The following is a 20,969-nucleotide window of genomic DNA, read 5'->3' on the forward strand; positions in this document are numbered from 1 at the left end:
GTTACATCGATCAGCCCTTGCCCGATGGGCCTGCCGTCCCCGAGCGGCCCGCAGTTGCCGATCAGACCGGCGTCAGCGATCGGACCGGCGTCGACGGCGTCACGACCGACGAGGCCGCGTCCGGTGAATCCCGCCCGGCCGTCGACACTCCGGTTCCCCACGACCCGGTGGCGAACGATTCGCAGGCTCCGTCGGGAACCCGTAATTCGGCACCTGTCCCCACCTCGGCATCGCGGCGAGTGCGAGCACGTCTGGCGCGCCGCATCACCGCTGGACGCAGCGCGGCGGTCAAGCCGGTGCTCGAGCCACTCGTCAGCCTGCACCGGGAGCTCTATCCCAAGGCCGACCTGACGTTGCTGCAACGGGCCTACGACGTGGCCGACGAGTTGCACGCCTCGCAGATGCGCAAGTCCGGCGATCCCTACATCACCCACCCCCTCGCCGTGGCGAACATTCTGGCCGAGCTGGGGATGGACACGACCACGCTGGTTGCGGCGCTGCTGCACGACACCGTCGAGGACACCGGATATTCGCTCGCCAAGTTGACCGAGGAATTCGGCGACGAGGTGTCACATCTCGTGGACGGAGTGACCAAGCTCGACAAGGTCGTGCTCGGAACTGCGGCCGAGGGCGAGACCATCCGCAAGATGATCATCGCGATGGCGCGGGATCCGCGGGTGTTGGTCATCAAGGTCGCCGACCGGTTGCACAACATGCGCACCATGCGGTTCCTACCCCCGGAGAAGCAGGCGCGCAAGGCCAAAGAGACGCTGGAAGTCATTGCGCCGCTTGCCCATCGGCTCGGAATGGCCACGGTCAAGTGGGAGCTCGAGGACCTGGCGTTCGCCATACTCCACCCCAAGAAGTACGACGAGATCGTGCGTCTGGTGGCCGATCGTGCGCCGTCCCGCGACACCTACCTCGAAAAGGTTCGGGCCGAGATCAACGCGACACTCGCCGCGTCGCGCATCAGTGCCGTCGTCGAGGGTCGCCCGAAGCACTACTGGTCGATCTACCAGAAGATGATCGTCAAGGGCCGCGACTTCGACGACATCCACGACCTGGTGGGCGTCCGCATCCTGTGCGACGAGATCCGCGACTGCTACGCCGCTGTCGGCGTGGTGCATTCGCTGTGGCAGCCGATGGCGGGCCGTTTCAAGGACTACATCGCGCAGCCGCGCTACGGGGTGTACCAGTCGCTGCACACCACGGTGATCGGACCCGAGGGCAAGCCCCTCGAGGTGCAGATCCGGACGCGGGACATGCACCGTACAGCCGAGTTCGGAATTGCGGCGCACTGGCGCTACAAGGAGACCAAGGGCAAGCATTCGCAGGACAATGCCGAGGTCGACGACATGGCGTGGATGCGTCAGTTGCTCGACTGGCAGCGAGAAGCCGCCGATCCGGGGGAGTTCCTCGAGTCGCTGCGCTACGACCTCGCGGTCAAGGAGATCTTCGTCTTCACGCCCAAGGGCGACGTGGTCACCCTGCCCGCCGGATCGTGTCCGGTCGACTTCGCGTACGCGGTGCACACAGAGGTGGGGCATCGCTGTATCGGCGCGCGGGTCAACGGTCGACTCGTGGCACTGGAACGCACTCTCGACAACGGTGAAGTGGTCGAGGTGTTCACCTCGAAAGCCGCCACTGCCGGACCGAGCCGGGACTGGCAGGGTTTCGTCGCCTCACCGCGTGCCAAGACCAAGATTCGCCAGTGGTTCGCCAAGGAGCGCCGCGAGGAAGCTCTGGAGGCGGGCAAGGACGGCATCGCCAAGGAGGTCCGTCGAGGCGGACTTCCCTTGCAGCGCTTGATGAATGCCGAGTCCATGTCGGCAATCGCGCACGAGCTGCGGTACGTCGACGTCTCTGCGCTCTACACCGCGGTCGGCGAGAATCATGTGTCCGCTCGCCATGTGGTGCAGCGGCTGGTCGCCCATCTCGGCGGCGTCGGCGATGTCGAGGAAGAGCTCGCCGAGCGGTCGACACCGTCGACCATCCCGACTCGACCACGTCAGGTCGGCGACGCGGGCGTACTGGTCACCGGATCCGAGGGCGTCGTCGCGAAACTCGCCAAGTGCTGCACCCCGGTGCCGGGAGACGAGATCCTCGGATTCGTCACCCGTGGTGGATCGGTGAGTGTCCACCGCACCGACTGCACCAACGCACGCTCGCTCGAGGAACAGTCCGAACGGTTCATCGAGGTTCAGTGGGCACCGTCGGCGTCGTCGGTGTTCCTGGTCGCCATTCAGATCGAGGCACTCGACCGTCACAGACTGCTCTCCGACGTCACCAAGGCGCTCGCCGACGAGAAGGTCAACATTCTCTCGGCGTCCGTCGCTACGTCGGGGGACCGGGTTGCGATCAGCAAGTTCACGTTCGAGATGGGCGACCCGAAGCACCTCGGGCACGTGCTGAACGTCGTGCGCAACGTCGAGGGCGTCTACGACGTGTACCGCCTGACGTCCGCTGCCTGAGCGGCAGTCCGAGAACGACGAGAGGGTGAGCAGATGTTCTGCTCACCCTCTCGGCTTTCGAACGCGAACTCAGGCGGCGGACTCCACGATCACCGGGTTCGCCGGTGCGCCGTCCTCTGAGCCACCGGTGACCCCGCCCGCAGCGATGGCGTCGAGGGTCTGCAGACCGGAGTCCGAGATCGTGCCGAACACCGTGTACTGCGGCGGCAGCACCGAATCGGCGTACACCAGGAAGAACTGGCTGCCGTTGGTATCGGGGCCTGCGTTGGCCATGGCCAACGTTCCTCGGGGGTAGACCACCGGATTCTCGGCCTGCGCCGGGTCGTCGGTGTACGCGGTGGTGGGGTATTCGTTGGCGAAGGTGTATCCCGGTCCACCTCGACCGGACCCGGACGGATCACCGCACTGCAATACCTCGAGGCCCGGTGACGTCGTCAGTCGGTGACAGGGCGAGCCGTCGAAATAACCCTGCTGAACGAGGCCGACGACGCTGTTGACGGTGCACGGTGCCTGAGTCCGGTCGAGTGTGATGTCGATCGGACCCTGATTGGTGGACAGCGTCACGTCGACGTTTCCGAACACGTCGATGTTGTCGGTCGCAGGAGCGTCGACCTCCTTGGCGGCAGGCGACTCCGCCGGATACGAGCAGGACACCGTATCGGTCGTCGGCTGCGGCACGGGCGGCAACGCACCGAACCGGGACAGGTCGAGTGCAGGACGCGGCGCGGGTGCTTCGGTCGTCGTGGTCGTCGTCGACGACGGTGTCGTGGTCGGTGCGGCCGCCGGTTCGGTCGAACCGGAACACCCTGCGAGTACCAGCGCGGTGGCCGAGACCGCGATCGTCAGCGCCGAGGTGCGGTTCACAGGTCGCTCAGCATGGACGTGATGTCGACCGGTTCGGCGGGCGCTCCGTCGGATGCGCCGCCCTCCACTCCCTTGGCCGCGATGGCGTCGAGAGTGGCGAGTCCGGTCTCGTCGATGGTGCCGAACGCTGTGTAGGCGGGCGGCAGTTCGGAATCGCCGTAGACGAGGAAGAACTGGCTGCCGTTGGTACCCGGGCCTGCGTTGGCCATGGCCAACGTTCCGCGCGGGTATGCGATCGGGGTCTGTGCGGCGGGGTCGCCTTCGGCATACGTATCGGTGGGGAATTCGTCCGCGAACTGGTACCCCGGACCACCGGAGCCGGTGCCCGTGGGATCGCCGCACTGCAGCACCTGCAGGCCCGCGCCCGTGGTGAGTCGATGGCAGGTGGTGCCGTCGAAGTAGCCCTGATTGGCGAGCGATACGAAGCTGTTGACCGTGCACGGAGCCTCGGGATTGTTCAGCGTCAGACCGATGTTGCCCGCAGACGTGGTCATGCTGTAGCTCAGCGGCTCGTCGCTGGTGGGGACGTTGTCGGTGCGCGGGGGAGTGTTCTCCTTGGCCGCCGGCTGCGTCGCAGCGGGATAGGAGCAGTTCACCGTCTCGGGCAGCGGCTCGGTGCGTCCCGCTGCGATGATCGAATCGGCAGGTGCCGACGTCGACGATTCCTGCGCGGTGCTCGCATCGTCGTCACCGCGCGTCACCACGAACACGACCGAGACGACGGCCACGACCGCGACGACGCCGAGAACGGAACCGACGATCGTCAATTGCTTACGACGCCGCGCTCGCTCGGCGCGGCGTACGAGTTGGCGTTCGAGCTTTCGTTTGGCAGCCTCGCGCCGTTGCTCGTTGCTGGGCAATTCGTGTTCCTCCCGCTTGTCGAAAAACGACCTCGCCCGCTCGCTGCACGGACCGATCGTGTGGTAACCGGCCGAGAATCGGCCAACGCGAGTTTGCCACTGTTGCCTGAGAGCATGCTGGGGGGACCCGACGCGAGCGGCCACACTAAGCTTGCTCGGTACTTCGGCCTCAGCCTTTAGGAGCGTTTGTCTTGCTCGTCACCGGATTCCCCGCAGGCATGTTTCAGACCAACTGTTACATCCTGGCCCAGGACGACGCGTCCGAGTGTGTCGTCGTCGATCCCGGTCAGGACGCCGCGGATCCGCTGATCGACTTCCTGACGCAGTCCTCGCTCACCCCCACCGCAGTGTTGCTCACGCACGGTCATCTGGACCACACGTGGTCGGTGGAGCCGATCTGCGCAAAGTACGGCGTCCCGGCGTACATCGCACCCGAGGACCGCTACATGCTGGCCGATCCGATCAAGGGAACGGGCCCGACGTTGGCGGCAGTGCTGGGCGACCTCGAGTTCCACGAACCGCCCGAGGTGATCGAGCTCACGGACGGTGACCGGCTCGAGCTCGCCGGAATCGAGTTCACGGTGGTGCACACACCCGGGCACACCCAGGGATCCGTCGTGTTCCTCGCCCACGCAGATGGGCCCGACGGCTCGGTTCCGTTGGCACTGACCGGGGACACCCTCTTCGCGGGATCGATCGGGCGCAGCGACCTGCCCGGCGGCGATCATGATCAGCTGCTGCGATCGATCGCGAGTCGGCTGCTACCGCTCAGTGATGACACGGTGGTGCTCCCGGGGCACGGCGGACAGAGTTCGATAGGCCAGGAGCGTGAGTCCAATCCGTTCCTCGTTGGACTCACCGACCCCGAGCAAGGGAAGCTGTGAACGTGAGCAAGCCGACCGCCTTTTCTGCGCCCAAGGGCGTCCCCGATTACTTCCCCCCGAACTCGGCCGAGTTCGTCGCCGTCCGCGAGGGGCTGCTCGACGCCGCCCGCAACGCCGGCTACGGCCACATCGAACTGCCGATCTTCGAGGACACCGGGCTGTTCGCCCGCGGAGTCGGGGAGTCGACCGATGTGGTGAGCAAGGAGATGTACACCTTCGCCGACCGCGGAGATCGATCGGTGACGCTGCGTCCCGAAGGCACCGCAGGAGTCATGCGCGCGGTGATCGAGCACGGATTGGATCGGGGAGCGCTGCCGGTCAAGCTCGCCTACGCCGGGCCCTTCTTCCGCTACGAACGCCCGCAGGCCGGCCGGTACCGGCAGCTGCAGCAGGTAGGTGTCGAGGCGATCGGCGTCGACGACCCGGCGCTGGACGCCGAGGTCATCGCGGTGGCCGACGCCGGTTTCCGGACCCTCGGGCTCACCGGGTTCCGGCTCGAGATCACCTCGCTCGGCGACGACACCTGCCGCCCGCAGTACCGAGAGCTGTTGCAGCAGTTCCTGTTCGCGCTTCCGCTCGACGAGGACACCCGTCGACGCGCCGAGATCAACCCGCTGCGGGTGCTCGACGACAAGCGCCCTGAGGTGCGCGCGATGACCGCAGACGCACCGCTGATGCTCGATCACCTCTCCGAATCGGCGAAGGAACACTTCGACGAAGTGCTGGCATACCTGGACGTGATGAACGTTCCGTACCTGGTGAATCCGCGGATGGTGCGGGGCCTGGACTACTACACCAAGACGACGTTCGAGTTCGTGCACGACGGGCTCGGCGCACAATCGGGCATCGGCGGCGGCGGACGCTACGACGGGCTGATGGAACAGCTGGGCGGGCAGGCGCTCTCCGGAATCGGGTTCGGCCTCGGCGTCGATCGCACCGTGCTGGCCCTCGCCGCCGAAGGCAAGACCGCGGGCGCGACGTCACGATGCCAGGTCTTCGGCGTTCCGATGGGTGCCGGCGCCAAGCTGGCGATCGTCGACATCGCGGCTCAGCTACGCGAACGAGGAATAGCCGTGGACATGGCCTACGGCAATCGCGGGATCAAGGGTGCCATGAAGGCCGCCGACCGGTCCGGGGCGCGGTTCGCGTTGATGCTCGGTGACCAGGAATTGGCCGCGGAATCGGTTCTGGTGAAAGACCTTTCGAACGGCGAGCAGGACACCGTTCCGATGGCCGACGTGGTCGACGCCCTCGGAGCGCGCCTTGCCCAGTGAGTCCCGGCCCGGTGACTCTCGGTCCAACGCGGGGCCGGTAGCCCTCGACCTGGTCTCGGTGGAGTTCCTGGCACCGCGCCTGCGCAAGATAATGGTCGGGTCGGCTGCGATCGGGATTCTTCTCGCCGTCGTCCTGGCGCTGTTCGCGCCGGTATGGGTTGCAGTTCTCGTCGGGGTGATCGTCGGCGGTCCCGCAGTGCTGTCGGGTTGGCTCGGTCTGCGCCGACGGGTGTGGCTCGACGGCCCGCAACTGTGCGCGCGAGGGTTGCGCACGCGCCGGCTGAAGATGCCGGAGGTGGTGACGGCCGAACTGACGATTCGAACGGCCGGAATCGATCAGATCTCGCTGCGGCTCTACGACGGGCGTACACACATCGTGGTTCCTCTTGCGCTCTACACCAGGGACGGGGGCCGTGAGCTGCCGATTCTCGCGTTACGCAGCCTCGCCGACTCGCTGTGGACCACCGAGCTGGTGCCCGCCGCAGCGATCGCATCGGTGCTGGTGGATCAGCTGCGTGCCGAGGCACGCGATGCCGGACTCGATCAGCGGCCGCTCTATCGCGCTGTCGAACTGGTTCGAAGCAAAGGGCGAACTCCGCAGGCCACGCTGACCGACCGCGAGGTCGCGCAGCTGCTTGACTGAACCGTGATCAGGTGACCAGGAAAGCGTCGAGCACAACGGCTTCGGCGGAGCGGGATCCGGACGTGACGACGAGTGCGCGGTTGAGATAGGTGAACTTCGGCACCGCCGTCGACACGCGGAGGGTGCCGCGGAAGTAGTACGTGGCGGGATCGACCTCACGCTCGGGATCGTTCAGAGCTTCGATGACCTCGGCAGGCCCGAACTGAACCCCTCGATAGTCCAAGGAGAGGTAGCCTCCGGTCGCCAATTCCAGAACGAGGTCGCTGCTGAACTCGGTGCATCCGTCGGGCCGCGTCACGCTGACGACGGTCGATCCGGCTGCGAGAGTCCCCTCGATGTCGGGGCCGGGAGCTGCGCCGCCGAGCACGGTGGTGACGACCCGCTCGCCCGCGGGTACCGAACCGATGTCGATTCCCGGTCCGAGTGTGAGGCCAAGACGCAGAATGGGTTCGAGGGTCGGTGTGTTCGGGGCGGTCACGGCGGTGCACTCCTAGGATCGACTGGGGGCCTACGGTATCGCCTTCCGATGACCACACCCGAGCGGGGATCGGCCGGGGCGAGCCGGCCTTGACACGACATAGAACAAATGTTCGACTGTGTGCATGCGATGGGCGGGCCAGACTCTCGACGCCGCGGACGACGGGGCGCTACCGGGGCTCGAGCGGTCGGGTTTGGTCCGCAGCGTGCAGACGCCGGAGTTCGAGGGCATCACCTTCTATGAGGTGCTGTGCAAGAGCGCCCTGAACGAGGTCCCGAGCGAATCGCAGGTGCCCTTCTCGTGGACCGTCAACCCGATGCGCGGATGCTCGCACGCATGTCGATACTGCTTCGCCCGCCCGACGCACGAGTACCTGGATCTGGACTCCGGCAACGACTTCGACTCGCAGATCGTCGTCAAGACCAACGTCGCGGCCGTTCTGCGCAAGGAGCTTTCGCGGCGATCGTGGAAGCGTGAGCCGGTGGCGCTGGGAACCAACACCGACCCCTATCAACGCGCGGAGGGTCGATATCGGTTGATGCCCGGCATCATTCGGGCACTGACCGAATCCGGCACTCCGTTCTCGATTCTGACCAAGGGCACACTCTTGCGACGCGATCTACCTCTGTTGACGTTGGCCGCCCAGCAAGTCGATGTGCACGTGAGCATCAGCCTCGCTATTCACGACGCCGACCTGCAGAAGCAGCTCGAGCCCGGAACCCCCGGTCCGCGAGCGCGATTGGACCTCGTTCGAGCGGTCCGCGACGCCGGACTGGAGTGCGGAGTTCTGGTGGCACCGGTCATTCCGTTTCTCACCGACGGGGCCAAGCAACTGGACGGCCTCATCGGTGCTCTGGCCGAGGCGGGTGCGACGACCGTGACGGCCCTGCCGATGCATCTGCGTTCGAGCACCAAAGATTGGTACATGAGCTGGCTGGTGAAGGAGCACCCCGCGTTGGTGCGGCGGTACCGTCAGCTCTACGGGCACGGGGCGTACGTGACTCCGGAGTACAAGCAGTGGCTACGTGGCCGCATCGATCCGTTGCTCGACAAGTACGGGTTCGCCCCAGAGCAGACCCGCTCGCTGCCGGTCAACGAACCTGCCGAACCCCGAGCGTCGGTGACCTCGGGGCCGGCCCTCACCCTGTTCTGACTACGTCGTTCCGACTACTTCGGGGTTCAGGGATTGTTCAGGTCGCGTGCCGAGAACGTGTCGCAGGCCGCGACCTGCCCGGTCTCGTAGCCCGCGGTGAACCATGCCTGTCGCTGTGCAGACGAACCGTGCGTCCAGCCCTCGGGGTTGACGCTGCCGGTGGATGCCTGCTGAATTCGGTCGTCGCCCACCGACGACGCGGCGGAGAGAGCGTCGTCGATGTCGGTGGTGGTCAGCGGCTCCAGGAACGGAACCCCGGTGGCCGGATCGACCGTGTCGGCTGCGTAGTGCGCCCAGATTCCGGCGTAGCAGTCGGCCTGCAACTCCACCTTGACGCCACCGGACTCGGGTCCCTGCGGATCGGCCTGCGCGCGGCCTATGTCGCCCAGTTGGTTCTGCAGGTGATGGCCGACCTCGTGCGCCACCACGTACTCCTGCGCCAAGGGGCCGCCGCTCGAGCCGAACTGGTCGACGAGAACCTGAAAGAAGCTCGTGTCGAAGTAGGCGGTGGAATCGGCCGGGCAGTAGAACGGCCCGACGGCGCTGGTGGCGTTGCCGCAGCCGGTGTTGGTTGCTCCCGAGAACAGATTCACGCCGGGCTGAACGTAGGCGACGCCGGTCTGCGCTTGCAGCTGAGATTCCCAGACGGTGTCCAGGCTCGACACCGTGAATCCGATACGGCAGTCGATCTTGCTGTTCGCGTCCGCCTCGGTCTCGCAGCCCTCGAGGGTCCCCGAGGTGCCGGAGTCGACCTGCCCCGCCGAGCTGTCACCACCGCTGATCTGGTTGAGAATCGAACCGGGATCTCCGCCGAAGAGCAGTGCGATGACGATGATGATCAGGCCGCCGGCACCACCGCCGATGGCGAGTTTGCCACCGCGTCCGCCGCCACCGCTGCCGCCGACGGAGACTCGACCCCGCTCCATCCGCGAACCTTCTCTGAAGGTCATGCCCGAGTTCCTCTCCGCCGAGCTCCCACCCTGTGGCGAGAACGCACATCGCTGCTGTCGGCCATAGCTTCGCATGCCGCGTCGCGATCTCGTTTCCTTCTACGGTCATGTGCTCCGTAGGATCGGTGAGCGAAGAACACGATCAGCGGATTTTTCTCGAAAGGACACCCGTGCTGCGCACCCACCTCGCCGGCTCATTACGCCCCGAGCACGTCGACCGAACCGTGACGCTGACGGGATGGGTGGCCCGCCGACGCGATCACGGCGGCGTCATCTTCATCGATCTGCGCGACGCGTCCGGTGTGTCCCAGGTCGTCTTCCGTGAGGGAGCAGCACTCGAGCAGGCCCATCGCCTGCGCGCCGAATACGTCGTGAAGGTGACCGGCAAGGTCGAGGGCCGCCCCGAGGGCAACGCCAACTACGAGATCCCCACCGGTGCAATCGAGGTCGAGGCCTCCGAGATCGAGGTCCTGTCCGAGGCGGCACCGCTGCCGTTCCAGCTCGACGACCAGCCGGGCGAAGAAGCGCGTCTGAAGTACCGCTACCTCGATCTGCGTCGTGAGGGACCGGGGCATGCCATTCGCCTGCGCTCGCACGTCAACGCCGCCGCCCGCTCGGTGCTCGCGCACCACGAGTTCGTCGAGGTCGAGACTCCGACGCTCACGCGATCCACCCCCGAGGGTGCCCGCGACTTCCTGGTGCCGGCGCGGTTGCAGCCGGGTAGCTTCTACGCTCTGCCGCAGAGTCCGCAGCTGTTCAAGCAGCTGCTCATGGTCGGCGGTATCGAGCGCTACTACCAGATTGCCCGGTGCTACCGGGACGAGGATTTCCGCGCCGACCGTCAGCCGGAGTTCACTCAGCTCGACGTCGAGATGAGCTTCGTCACTCAGGACGACGTCATCCTGCTGGCCGAGGAGATCCTGGCATCGCTGTGGAAGCTCGTCGGGTATCACTTCACGGCTCCGATTCCGCGGATCACCTACGCCGAGGCCATGCGCCGCTACGGTTCGGACAAGCCCGATCTTCGGTTCGAGATCGAACTGGTCGAGTGCACGGACTTCTTCTCCGACACCACCTTCCGAGTATTCCAGGCCCCGTACGTCGGTGCGGTCGTCATGCCCGGTGGCGCGACCCAGCCCCGGAAGCAGCTCGACCGATGGCAGGAATTCGCCAAGCAGCGTGGCCACAAGGGCCTCGCCTACGTTCTCGTCGGTGAGGACGGCACGCTGGGTGGTCCGGTTGCCAAGAACCTGACCGACGCCGAGCGCGACGGCCTCGCCGCACACGTCGGCGCGAACAACGGCGATGCGATCTTCTTCTCCGCCGGCCCTGTCAAGGCATCCCGTGGATTGCTCGGTGCCGTGCGCGGCGAGATCGCTCGTAAGCTCGACCTGATCGACCCGAAGGCGTGGGCGTTCGTGTGGGTCGTCGATGCCCCGCTGTTCGAGCCCACGTCCGACGCCACAGCCAGTGGGGACGTGGCCGTCGGATCCGGTGCGTGGACGGCAGTGCACCACGCGTTCACCTCTCCGAAGCCGGAGTCGATGGATACGTTCGACACCGACCCCGGATCTGCTCTGGCCTACGCCTACGACATCGTCTGCAACGGCAACGAGATCGGCGGCGGCAGTATTCGTATCCACCGCAAGGACATTCAGGAACGGGTGTTCGCGATCATGGGTATCGGCAAGGAAGAGGCACAGGAGAAGTTCGGCTTCCTTCTCGATGCCTTCTCGTACGGCGCACCGCCGCACGGCGGCATCGCGTTCGGCTGGGATCGCATCACCGCGCTGCTCGCCGGAGTCGATTCCATCCGAGAGGTCATCGCGTTCCCCAAGTCCGGTGGCGGCATCGACCCGTTGACCGACGCGCCCGCACCGATCACGCCGCAGCAGCGTAAGGAATCGGGCGTCGACTTCAAGCCGGAGAAGAAGGAAGAACCAGCCGAGGCTTAGAAGGGTTCGAAAACGAATGTCCCCGTAGCGCAGTGCGTTACGGGGACATTCGTCTGTTCGGATCAGGTCAGCGTGCGGGGGACAGCGGACCGCCGGTGAGGACGCGGTAGGCGTAGTTGGTCGCGATCACCGAGATCGGGATGGTCACCAGCCATCCGAGGAAGCAGGGGATAGCACCGACTATGTTGATCGCGGCCAAGGCCAGAATCAACAAGATGACGGGCCCGAAGTTCTTGACCACCAGGTCCACGCTCGACTTGATGGAGTCGATGGCCGACTGATTCTGGTCCAGGGCGAATGTCAAGGAGAAGATCGTCAGGACACTCGCCACGAGCAGAAGCACCGTCCCCAGGAACGGAACGAAACTCGACAGCACGCTGACGGCAGTCCAGATCACTGCCAGGATCGCGATCTGCGGAACGTTGGTGAGCTGGAAAAATCGACCGAGGGGCGGCTTCTGGAATCCGCCCGTCTCGTCCAGTGCTCCGCGAACGAATGCCGCGTTGACGAAGTAGCTGACCATACTCACGACGATCGTGACGAGAATCGACAGCACCGAGAAGGCTCCGGTGTCCATGGTCTCGCCTCGATTGTCGGCGTTCATCGCCGCGGCGATGCTCGATGCGAAGACCACACCGAACGCAACCGCACCAAAAACGAACACGATGGCCGACAAACCGATCCACGGTCCCGCATTGGCCTTGAACTTGTCGAAGCTGTAGCTCAGCGCGGCACCGACCTCGAGGCGGCCGGGGTTCGGGCCCAGCGGAGCCTGACCGTAGCCCTGGTTCTCGTAGTTCGCGTAGCTCGCGTAGTTGCCGGGCGGGGGTGGATACGCACCGGGTGGCGGTGGATAGCTGCCGGGCGCGCCGATCTGAGGCGGGTAGTTTCCTGGCGGGGGTGGGTAGCCACCGGGAGGCGGGTAGCCGCCCTGTGGTCCCTGTGGTGGGTAGTTGCCCTGGGGCGGGTAGTTTCCTGGCGGGGGTGGGTAGCCACCGGGAGGCGGGTAGCCGCCCTGAGGTCCCTGCGGTGGGTAGTTGCCCTGCGGCGGATAGTTCCCGGGCGGGGGCGGGTACTGACCGCCGGCAGGCGGCGGGGTGTTTTCCGTGTTCGGCGGGGGAGTGTTCGGCGTTTCGGGGCCGTCGGGATCGGAACCCTGGCCGGGCCGCGGTTCGTCTGTCGGATCGTCGTTCACGTCGTTCTCCTGGTCTGTGGTCGGGACGCGTGGGGTGGTTCGGAGCACCGAGACCCCGTAACACTGTGAACGCAGACGAGCGGGCCTCCGCCTGATGTCGGAGGTCCGCTCGTGCGTGGACAGGTTGTTACGAGATGCTGATGACCTGGGTTCCGCCGGCGATCTCGTCGTGCTTGCCCTGTTTGGTCGGGCTGGAGTTGATGGTCACCGCAACGACGATGTACGCCACGATCACCAGGAAACTGCCGACGAACGGCACGATGTTGAGCAGAAGGAAGGCATTGCGCTTGGCCGCCTCGGCCTGAGTGGGCAGTCCGCCTGTTGGGCCGAGGGTGCGTAGGCCGAGGAGTTGCTTGCCCAGAGTCTGGCCGCGGGAGGACTCGAGCAGCGTGAAGTACGCGAAGCCGAGGAGCGCAGTCGCGAGACCCATCAGGAAAGTTCCGAAGAACCCGCTGGGGAGAATCAAGTACAGGATGATCTGGACGATCGCGAGAATGAGCAAGTCCAGGAAGCGCGCCGCGAAACGTGATCCGAGGCTGCCGGGCTGCGCGCCGCCGGGCAACTGCGAGCCCAGTCCGAATCCGGCGTTTCCGCCTACCGGTGGCGGAGGATAGTTGCCCGGGGGCGGGTAATTGCCGGGCGGTGGGTAGTTGCCGGGCGGTGGGTAACCGGACGCTGGATTCGTGGGGTACTGGGGTTGGTTCGGATCGGAGCCGTACTGCGGTCCGTTGGGTGAATTGTCACTCACGAGATTCCCTTTGGTTGCAAAGTGTGGCGTGCGTCGAACGAATACTCGATTCTCGCCGAGCGAACCCCACCACGGAGAGGGTGTCAAGCACTACACACCTGCCCGGTCAGTACATTTCGGACACGATTTCTCGCCGAGCGCACCGGGCCCGGTCCTACTAGGGTTGGGTGTTCTACCCATACCGGGACTATCACGAGGGGCTCGCCGTGGGCATCAAGGTTGCACTCGAACACCGCACCAGCTACCGATTCGACCGCACCGTCAAGATCTTTCCGCACGAAATTCGGCTGCGACCGGCACCGCATTCGCGTACTCCCATCGAGGCGTACTCGCTGAAGATCGAGCCGGCAGAGCATTTCGTCAATTGGCAGCAGGACGTGTTCGGAAACTTCCTCGCTCGGGTGGTCTTCCCCGAGCGAACCGATCACCTGTCGATCACCGTCGGACTCGTCGCGGACATGGCGTCGATCAATCCCCTCGACTTCTTCGTCGAGGAATGGGCCGAGCACTACGGCTTCGCGTACGAAGAGCACGACCTTCCCGACCTCGAGCCGTATCTACGGCCGGTGGACGAGGGTAAGGCCGGATCCGGACCGGGACCGGTGGTCTCGGCCTGGGTGGAGAAGCTGCAGGCGGCTGTCACCGAACGCGGAGAGTCGTTGCGCACCATCGATTTTCTCGTGATGGCAAACCAAGCCGTCATGGGCGACGTCGGGTACTCCGTGCGCATGGAACCCGGAGTGCAGACCCCCGATCTGACCCTGACGTCCGCTGTCGGGTCGTGCCGCGACTCGGCGTGGTTGCTGGTGTCGGTACTACGTCAGATGGGTCTGGCAGCGCGGTTCGTCTCGGGTTACCTGGTGCAGTTGTCCTCCGACGTCAAGTCGCTGGACGGCCCGTCCGGGCCGGTGGAGGACTTCACCGATCTCCACGCTTGGACCGAGGTCTATCTCCCCGGTGCGGGCTGGGTCGGGATGGACCCGACATCGGGTCTGTTCGCCGGCGAGGGCCACATTCCACTGTCGGCGACGCCGCACCCGTCGACGGCCGCCGCCATCTCCGGTGCGACGAGCAAGTGCAAGGCCGAACTCGATTTCTCGAACACTGTCGTCCGCGTCCACGAGGATCCGCGAACGACGTTGCCGTACACCGCCGAGCAGTGGGAATCGATCAAGGCCACAGCCGAGAAGATCGACGAGCGGATGCTCGACCAGGACATTCGGTTGACCGTCGGCGGCGAGCCCACGTTCGTCGCGATCGAGAATCAGGAAGCGCCCGAGTGGAACACCACGGCCGACGGCCCGCACAAGCGCAAGCTGGCAAGCGTGCTCGCCGAACGGCTTCGCACCATCTACGCACCGGACGGTCTGGTACAGCGCAGCCAGGGCAAGTGGTACCCCGGCGAACCTCTGCCGCGGTGGCAGGTGGGACTGTTCTGGCGCACCGACGGTCAAGCTCTGTGGCACGACTCCGATCTGATCGCCGATCCCTGGTTGGCGGAGGACCTGCGCCCGGAACCGGTGGACAACTCGGCGTCGCAGGCATTGATCGACGAGTTGGTCAAGGCGCTCGGACTGCCCGCCTCACAGGCGCGTCCCGCCTACGAGGACCCGTTGGTGAAACTGTTGGACCTGGTTCGCCAGCCCTACGGTGATCCGCCCGACGACGACGAGGATCTCGAACCGGGAGCCGATTCCGCTGATGCCAGAAAGAAACTGCTCGAACGGCTCGATGCGAGTACCGACGAGCCTGCGGCATTCGTGCTGCCCATCTCGCGCACCGAGGACGGCTCCGGCTGGGAGAGCTCGGACTGGAAGTTGCGCCGCGGCCGAATAGTGTTGCTGGAGGGCGATTCTCCCGCGGGCCTGCGGCTGCCACTTCGCGCGATCTCCTGGGACGGCGGTCCCGTCGAGAATCCGGCAGACCCCACCGCGCCCAAGCCGGATCTGCCGACACCGCAGCTGACCCAGCAACCGCCGCGTGCGGTGAACCCGGCCGAGTCGCGGTACGCGCAGTTGGTGAACGAGACGTCCGGGGTGGGTGGCACCGCCGTCACCGCACTGGTCGCCGAGGTTCGCGACGGCGTCCTGCACGTGTTCATGCCACCGATGGATCGGTTGGACGATTTCGTCGATCTCGTCTCGCGGGTCGAGCAGGCGGCGTCGACCATCGACACGCCCGTCGTGATCGAGGGCTACGGTCCGCCGTCCGATCCGCGTATCCAAACCCTCACCGTCACACCGGATCCCGGTGTGATCGAGGTCAACGTGCAACCGACCTCCTCGTGGGCGGAACAGAACGATCTGATGGAGCGTCTCTACCTCGAGGCGCGTCAGTCCCGTTTGAGCACAGAGGGATTCGACAACGACGGCACCACACGTGGAACGGGCGGTGGAAACCACATCACCCTCGGCGGCGTGACGCCGGTGGATTCACCCGTTCTGCGTCGGCCGGACCTGTTGGTCTCGCTGCTGACGCACTGGCAGCGGCACCCGTCGCTGTCGTACCTGTTCTCGGGCCGCTTCATCGGCACCACGTCGCAAGCTCCTCGCGCCGACGAGGGACGCGAGGAATCGCTCTACGAGCTCGAGGTCGCATTCAGCGAGATCGAGCGACTGACCGGGGCCGACCGATCGGCGTCGCCCTGGGTCGTAGACCGAGCGCTGCGGCACCTGCTCACCGACATCACCGGCAACACGCACCGCGCCGAGTTCTGCATCGACAAGCTCTACAGTCCCGATTCCACTCGCGGAAGACTGGGACTGCTCGAACTGCGCGGGTTCGAGATGCCGCCGCACCATCAGATGGCGATGGTGCAGTCACTGCTCGTGCGATCGATGGTCTCGCGGTTCTGGGACACCCCGCTGAAGGCACCTCTCATCCGGCACGGTGCCAATCTGCACGGTCGGTACATGTTGCCGCACTTCGTCATCAACGATATCGGTCGTGTCATCGAGGACCTCCGCGAGCACGGCATCGATTTCGACACCAGCTGGCTCGATCCGTTCACCGAGTTCAGATTCCCCCGAATCGGTACCACCGTGGTCGGTGACGCCGAGATCGAGCTGCGGGGTGCGATCGAGCCATGGAACACCCTCGGCGAAGAATCGACATCCTCGGGCACCGCCCGGTACGTGGACTCTTCGGTGGAACGAATCCAGGTGCAGGTCGCCGGAGCCGACGCGGGCCGATACATGGTGACGTGCAACGGGGTGCCGGTGCCGATGTTGCGGACCGAGCGTCAGGACGTGCAGGTCGCCGGCGTGCGTTACCGCGCTTGGCAGCCGCCGAGCGCTCTGCACCCGACGATCGAGGTGCAGAGTCCACTGCGTTTCGATCTGGTGGAAATGCAGACCGGACGTGCGGTCGGTGGGTGCTCGTACCACGTCGTGCACCCGGGCGGTCGCTCGTACGAGGGGCCTCCGGTCAACTCGGTGGAAGCCGAAGCACGCCGTAACGGCCGCTTCGAGGAGGGCGGGTTCACCTCGGGCAAGGTGGACGTAGCAAGATTGCTCGAGATGCACGCTCGCCAAGCGATCGATGTGTCCGCGCCCGGCATGCTCGACCTGCGCCGGACCGGAGTCATCACGTCCTGACGCGCGATTGCACAGGAGAACGAGTCGACCGGTAGCGATCTCGGTCCGACGCGTATCGGGTGGTTCCGCAGGCAGCGGAGTCACCCGGCGGCGGAGTGTGATCGACCGACGGAAGGAACAACGGCTCGATGGTGCCCGTGGATACCACCCTGAGTGGAGCCGGCAGGAACGAAGATGTTTCGAGTGGAGCCGGCAGGAACGACGATGTTTCGAGTGGAGCCGGCAGGAACGAAGACGTTTCGAGTGGAGCCGGGTCGCCGTGGCTCGCGTATCGCGGTCGGCGTGAGGCCGTGACCGGTCGTGTCGATCGGTTCGACGAGATGCTAGACGGCGACGACGTCCGTCCGCATTGGGCGGAATTAATCGACGGTATGCGCGAGGCCGGCTCGGGTGCCATGCAGACGTTGCAGTCGCGGGTGAGCCGTCTGGTCGACGACCACGGCATCACGTACAACCCGATTCCGTCGGGTGGCAGCGAGGCGTTGCCCAGTGCTGTTCGGTGGGGGTTGGACAGTGTTCCGTTGGTCGTCGCGGCCGACGAGTGGGACCGTCTGGAAGCAGGTTTGGTTCAGCGGTCGATGTTGCTCGATGCGATGCTCACCGACATCTACGGTGCCCAGGAAACCGTTCGTCGGGGGTTGATTCCGCCGGAGTTGGTCTTCGGCAACCCGGGCTATCTGCGGACGGCGCATGCGATCACCGTTCCGGGGCCGCATCAGCTGTTCATGCATGCCGCCGATGTCGCCCGAGGTTCCGACGGCGAATTCCGGGTCGTCGCCGACCGCACGCAGGCACCGTCGGGAGTGGGCTACGCGCTCGCCGATCGGCGGGTGATGTCGCGCGCGATGCCGGAGTTGTTCCAGGCCAGCAATCCCAGGCCGCTGTCCACGTTCGCTCGGGCGGTTCGTCTGGCGCTTCGCGATGCGGCACCCGCATCGGCGGAGAATCCGGTCGTGGTGGTGCTCAGTCCCGGTTCGCATTCCGAGACGGCATTCGATCAGGCCTATCTCGCAACGGTTCTCGGCTTTCCGCTCGTGGAGAATGCCGATCTCGTGGTGCGCGACGGCTGTTTGTGGATGCGGTCGCTCGGCAAGCTGCGGCGGGTCGATGTGGTGCTGCGCCGAGTCGACGCAGAGTTCGCCGACCCACTCGATCTGCGCCCGGATTCTCATCTCGGAGTCGTCGGTCTGGTCGAAGTGCTGCGGCGCGGGGCCGTGAGCGTGGTGAACACGCTCGGTAGCGGTGTGCTCGAGAACCCGGCTCTGCTTCCGTTGCTTCCGGCGTTGAGTCGTGCCCTGCTGGACGAGGATCTGATTCTCGGTTCGGTACAGACCTACTGGGGTGGCGACCCGGATCAGCTCTCGCACCTCGGAAGCCGGATGCGTTCGCTGGTGCTGCGCTCGACCACCTCACGTCGCACGGTGGTGGGGCACGATCTCACCGACGTCGCCGCGGAGGAGCTGTGGAAGCGAATTCTCGCCGAGCCGTGGAAGTGGACCGGGCAGGAAGTCCCCGAGTTCTCGTTGGCTCCGGTCGGTTCGTCGATCGACGGCGGCTCGGGTTCGCAGTTGTCGGTGGCGCCGGCGCAGGTGGGAATGCGGCTGTTCACGGTTGCGCAGCGGGGCGGGTACACGCCGATGCGCGGCGGCCTGGGGCAGGTGGTGCTCACCGCACCGGTCACCGAACCGCTCATCACGGTGGCGTCGAAGGATGTGTGGGTCAAGTCGGTGGAACGGGTCACCCCGGCCGACTCCGCTCCGCACACGCCGCCCGCCACGGTGGAGGAGTTGCCGCAGTACGCCGCGTCCAACGTCGATGTCGTCAGTTCCCCGCGTGTGCTCGGCGACCTGTTCTGGTTCGGCCGCTACAGCGAGCGTGCCGAGGACATGACTCGATTGCTCATCGCTGCGCGCGAACGCAATCAGGACTATCGATCGATGCCGTGGCTCGAAGGCAGCGAAAGTCTGCCGATCCTTCTCGAAGCGGTCACGAAGGTCTCGCGCACCTGGCCGGGGTTCCTCGACGAGAAGAACCGCAGTGATGCGAGCGTGGAAATGCGCTCGCTGATGCTCTCGACGGGACGTCTGGGTTCGCTGGCCCAATCGGTGGATCGGATGCAGCAAGCGGCGCGCGCGGTGCGCGACCAGCTCTCGAACGACACCTGGGCGGTGCTGAACCGCATCGACACCGCGCTCGAGGAGTTGGCCGAGTCGCCGGTTCACAACGGCGCGCAATTGGCGTCGTCGCAGTCGAGTGTGCTGCGCGGGTTGCTTGCGCTGGCCGGCTTGGCATCGGAATCGATGGTGCGAGACGCGGGCTGGTACCTGATGGATGCAGGCAAACGGATCGAGCGTGGTCTGCAGCTGACTGCGCTGCTCTCGGCCACGCTGAGCCACGCTCTCACGCCCTCCACCGAACAAGCGGTCATCGATTCGGTGCTGTCCGCGGCCGAGTCCTCGGTGATCTACCGCAGACGCAACAGCGGGCGCGCACGTCCGGCGGCCGTCGCGCAACTGTTGTTGTTCGACGAGGGCAACCCGCGAGCGTTGGTCTACCAGCTCGATCGGCTGCGGGACGACCTGGGTTCGTTGCCCGATGCCTCGGGTACGTCGCGGCCCGAGCAGCTCGTCGAGCAGATGCGGGTGCGGTTGCGGCGCGTTGACCCGGGCGATCTGGAATCGGTCGATGCGAACGGCAGGCGGGTGGAGTTGCTCGAGCTGGTGGACGGCATCCACGACTCGCTCGAGGAATTGTCCCGCGTCGTCCTCGCCACGCACATGTCGTTGCCCGGTGGCACGCAGCCGCTGTGGGGCAGCGCGAACATCCGAACTGCGAACGGGGTGCGGTGATGAGTCGTCGGTACCGAATCAAGCACATCACCACCTACACGTATTCCGACCGTGTCACCTCGTCCTACGGGCGCGGATTCCTCGCGCCGCGCGACATGGACGGGCAGCACTGCGTGGAGAAGTCGGTCACGGTGGAGCCGGCACCCACCGATCAATCCTTCGGCGTGGACGTCTACGGCAACGAGGATGTGTACTTCCACGTCACGCACGACCACGAGAAGCTGGTGGTCACGGCGGATTCGCTGGTGGAGGTCTATCCCCGTCCGGCGGACGAGACGACGTCGTGGCCGGCGACTGCATCCTGGGAGTCGGCTCGGATGGCGCTGTTCGGTGCGAACGTGCCGGCGGATCCGGCCCGTGCGTCGGCCGTGGAGTTCGCTCTCGATCTGCCGACTCCGGAGATCACCGACGAGGTGCGCGCCTACGCGGCCCCCAGCTTCTGGCCCGGTCGTCCCCTCGCGGACGTCGTCGTGGATCTGACACATCGGATCTTCACCGATTTTCGCTATCTCTCCGGCTCGACGACGGTCTCGACCACCGTTGTCGACGTCCTCGCCGCGAGATCGGGAGTGTGCCAGGACTTCGCTCGCCTTGCGATCGCGTGCTTGCGGTCCCAGGGTCTGGCGGCCCGGTACGTGTCGGGATACCTCGCAACCGAGCCTCCGCCCGGCAAGGAGCGGATGATCGGTGTCGACGCGACCCACGCGTGGGCTGCGGTGTGGATGCCGAACGATCGGTGGCTCGCCTTCGATCCCACCAACGATCAGCTGGTCGACGAGCGATACGCGACCGTGGCGTGGGGACGCGACTACGCCGACGTGCCTCCCCTGCGCGGAGTGATCTACACCGAAGCGGAGGAGAGCACCATCGCCGTATCGGTGGACGTTGCACCGCAGTAGCGAACCCGGCATACTTCGGTGGCTCGGGGTAACCGACCATCTGGTCGAATCTACGAATGCAACGTGCGAAAAGCCGCAAAACGGACAATCGTTTTCCATTCGTAGTCACCGAGACGGCACAGCAGAACACACCGAACGGGTAGCTTGGAT

Annotated in this window: 15 protein-coding genes; 9 read left to right on the forward strand and 6 right to left on the reverse strand. The window is 65.7% G+C overall.

Annotation, left to right across the window (positions count from 1 at the left end):
- Window positions 1-167: 167 nt before the first annotated feature.
- On the forward strand, window positions 168-2,471 hold the full coding sequence (locus tag AB0362_RS02365; RefSeq protein ID WP_317784300.1) for a RelA/SpoT family protein: 2,304 nt from the start codon (window positions 168-170) through the stop codon (window positions 2,469-2,471).
- Between the two features lie 69 nt (window positions 2,472-2,540).
- On the opposite strand, the gene AB0362_RS02370 is transcribed toward AB0362_RS02365, so the two are convergent.
- Together AB0362_RS02370 and AB0362_RS02375 are read right to left on the reverse strand one after the other, a co-directional pair.
- Complete coding sequence (locus AB0362_RS02370) at window positions 2,541-3,335, reverse strand: peptidylprolyl isomerase (RefSeq protein ID WP_366234736.1); 795 nt, start codon at window positions 3,333-3,335, stop codon at window positions 2,541-2,543.
- A complete protein-coding gene (locus AB0362_RS02375; protein WP_094670240.1) occupies window positions 3,332-4,195 on the reverse strand; it encodes a peptidylprolyl isomerase in 864 nt (287 codons plus the stop codon). The genes AB0362_RS02370 and AB0362_RS02375 overlap by 4 nt, the downstream gene beginning before the upstream one ends.
- Window positions 4,196-4,386: 191 nt before the next feature.
- On the opposite strand from AB0362_RS02375, the gene AB0362_RS02380 reads away from it, so the two are divergent.
- Genes AB0362_RS02380 through AB0362_RS02390 form a run of 3 tightly spaced genes read left to right on the forward strand, consistent with a single transcriptional unit; the run spans window position 4,387 to window position 6,996 of the window.
- Window positions 4,387-5,079: an MBL fold metallo-hydrolase gene (locus AB0362_RS02380; RefSeq protein WP_366234737.1), complete on the forward strand. Its 693-nt coding sequence runs from the start codon at window positions 4,387-4,389 to the stop codon at window positions 5,077-5,079.
- Between the two features lie 2 nt (window positions 5,080-5,081).
- Complete coding sequence (gene hisS / locus AB0362_RS02385; protein WP_269594190.1) at window positions 5,082-6,353, forward strand: histidine--tRNA ligase; 1,272 nt, start codon at window positions 5,082-5,084, stop codon at window positions 6,351-6,353.
- Window positions 6,343-6,996, forward strand: a complete 654-nt coding sequence (locus tag AB0362_RS02390; protein ID WP_366234738.1) for a hypothetical protein — start codon at window positions 6,343-6,345, stop codon at window positions 6,994-6,996. Before hisS ends, AB0362_RS02390 begins: the two co-directional genes overlap by 11 nt.
- 7 nt (window positions 6,997-7,003) lie before the next feature.
- Here AB0362_RS02390 and AB0362_RS02395 read toward each other — a convergent pair whose 3' ends face one another.
- Window positions 7,004-7,474, reverse strand: a complete 471-nt coding sequence (locus tag AB0362_RS02395; RefSeq protein ID WP_317533092.1) for a DUF3237 domain-containing protein — start codon at window positions 7,472-7,474, stop codon at window positions 7,004-7,006.
- Window positions 7,475-7,598: 124 nt separating this feature from the next.
- Here AB0362_RS02395 and AB0362_RS02400 point away from each other — a divergent pair, with 124 nt between their 5' ends.
- Window positions 7,599-8,627: an Rv2578c family radical SAM protein gene (locus AB0362_RS02400; RefSeq protein ID WP_366234739.1), complete on the forward strand. Its 1,029-nt coding sequence runs from the start codon at window positions 7,599-7,601 to the stop codon at window positions 8,625-8,627.
- Between the two features lie 26 nt (window positions 8,628-8,653).
- On the opposite strand, the gene AB0362_RS02405 is transcribed toward AB0362_RS02400, so the two are convergent.
- On the reverse strand, window positions 8,654-9,577 hold the full coding sequence (locus AB0362_RS02405; protein WP_366234740.1) for a neutral zinc metallopeptidase: 924 nt from the start codon (window positions 9,575-9,577) through the stop codon (window positions 8,654-8,656).
- 170 nt (window positions 9,578-9,747) lie between these two features.
- On the opposite strand from AB0362_RS02405, the gene aspS reads away from it, so the two are divergent.
- A complete protein-coding gene (gene aspS / locus AB0362_RS02410) occupies window positions 9,748-11,532 on the forward strand; it encodes an aspartate--tRNA ligase (RefSeq protein ID WP_366234970.1) in 1,785 nt (594 codons plus the stop codon).
- A gap of 67 nt (window positions 11,533-11,599) precedes the next feature.
- Here the strand turns inward: aspS and AB0362_RS02415 are convergent, their stop codons facing one another.
- Window positions 11,600-12,727 (reverse strand): hypothetical protein, encoded by a 1,128-nt coding sequence (locus AB0362_RS02415; protein WP_366234741.1) that lies wholly within the window; start codon window positions 12,725-12,727, stop codon window positions 11,600-11,602.
- Between the two features lie 127 nt (window positions 12,728-12,854).
- On the reverse strand, window positions 12,855-13,475 hold the full coding sequence (locus AB0362_RS02420; RefSeq protein ID WP_317784664.1) for an RDD family protein: 621 nt from the start codon (window positions 13,473-13,475) through the stop codon (window positions 12,855-12,857).
- 206 nt (window positions 13,476-13,681) lie between these two features.
- Between AB0362_RS02420 and AB0362_RS02425 the strand changes: the two genes are divergently transcribed.
- From AB0362_RS02425 to AB0362_RS02435, 3 genes are all read left to right on the forward strand, one after another.
- Window positions 13,682-17,071, forward strand: coding sequence for a transglutaminase family protein (locus tag AB0362_RS02425; protein ID WP_366234971.1), 3,390 nt, complete (start codon window positions 13,682-13,684; stop codon window positions 17,069-17,071).
- Between the two features lie 320 nt (window positions 17,072-17,391).
- Window positions 17,392-19,920 carry a circularly permuted type 2 ATP-grasp protein gene (locus AB0362_RS02430; RefSeq protein WP_366234972.1) on the forward strand — a complete coding sequence of 843 codons (2,529 nt, stop codon included), beginning with the start codon at window positions 17,392-17,394 and terminating at the stop codon, window positions 19,918-19,920.
- A complete protein-coding gene (locus tag AB0362_RS02435; protein WP_366234742.1) occupies window positions 19,920-20,819 on the forward strand; it encodes a transglutaminase family protein in 900 nt (299 codons plus the stop codon). Before AB0362_RS02430 ends, AB0362_RS02435 begins: the two co-directional genes overlap by 1 nt.
- Window positions 20,820-20,969 lie beyond the last annotated feature (150 nt).

This window comes from Rhodococcus sp. NPDC079359 (assembly GCF_040702585.1).
Classification (GTDB): domain Bacteria; phylum Actinomycetota; class Actinomycetes; order Mycobacteriales; family Mycobacteriaceae; genus Rhodococcoides.

What these genes read in the sequence shown, in the direction of transcription:
- AB0362_RS02400 (WP_366234739.1), top strand. Translation starts at nt 7,599, where the DNA reads ATGCGATGGGCGGGCCAGACTCTCGACGCCGCGGACGACGGGGCGCTA.
- AB0362_RS02405 (WP_366234740.1), bottom strand. Translation starts at nt 9,577, where the DNA reads ATGACCTTCAGAGAAGGTTCGCGGATGGAGCGGGGTCGAGTCTCCGTC.
- AB0362_RS02430 (WP_366234972.1), top strand. Translation starts at nt 17,392, where the DNA reads ATGCTAGACGGCGACGACGTCCGTCCGCATTGGGCGGAATTAATCGAC.
- AB0362_RS02435 (WP_366234742.1), top strand. Translation starts at nt 19,920, where the DNA reads ATGAGTCGTCGGTACCGAATCAAGCACATCACCACCTACACGTATTCC.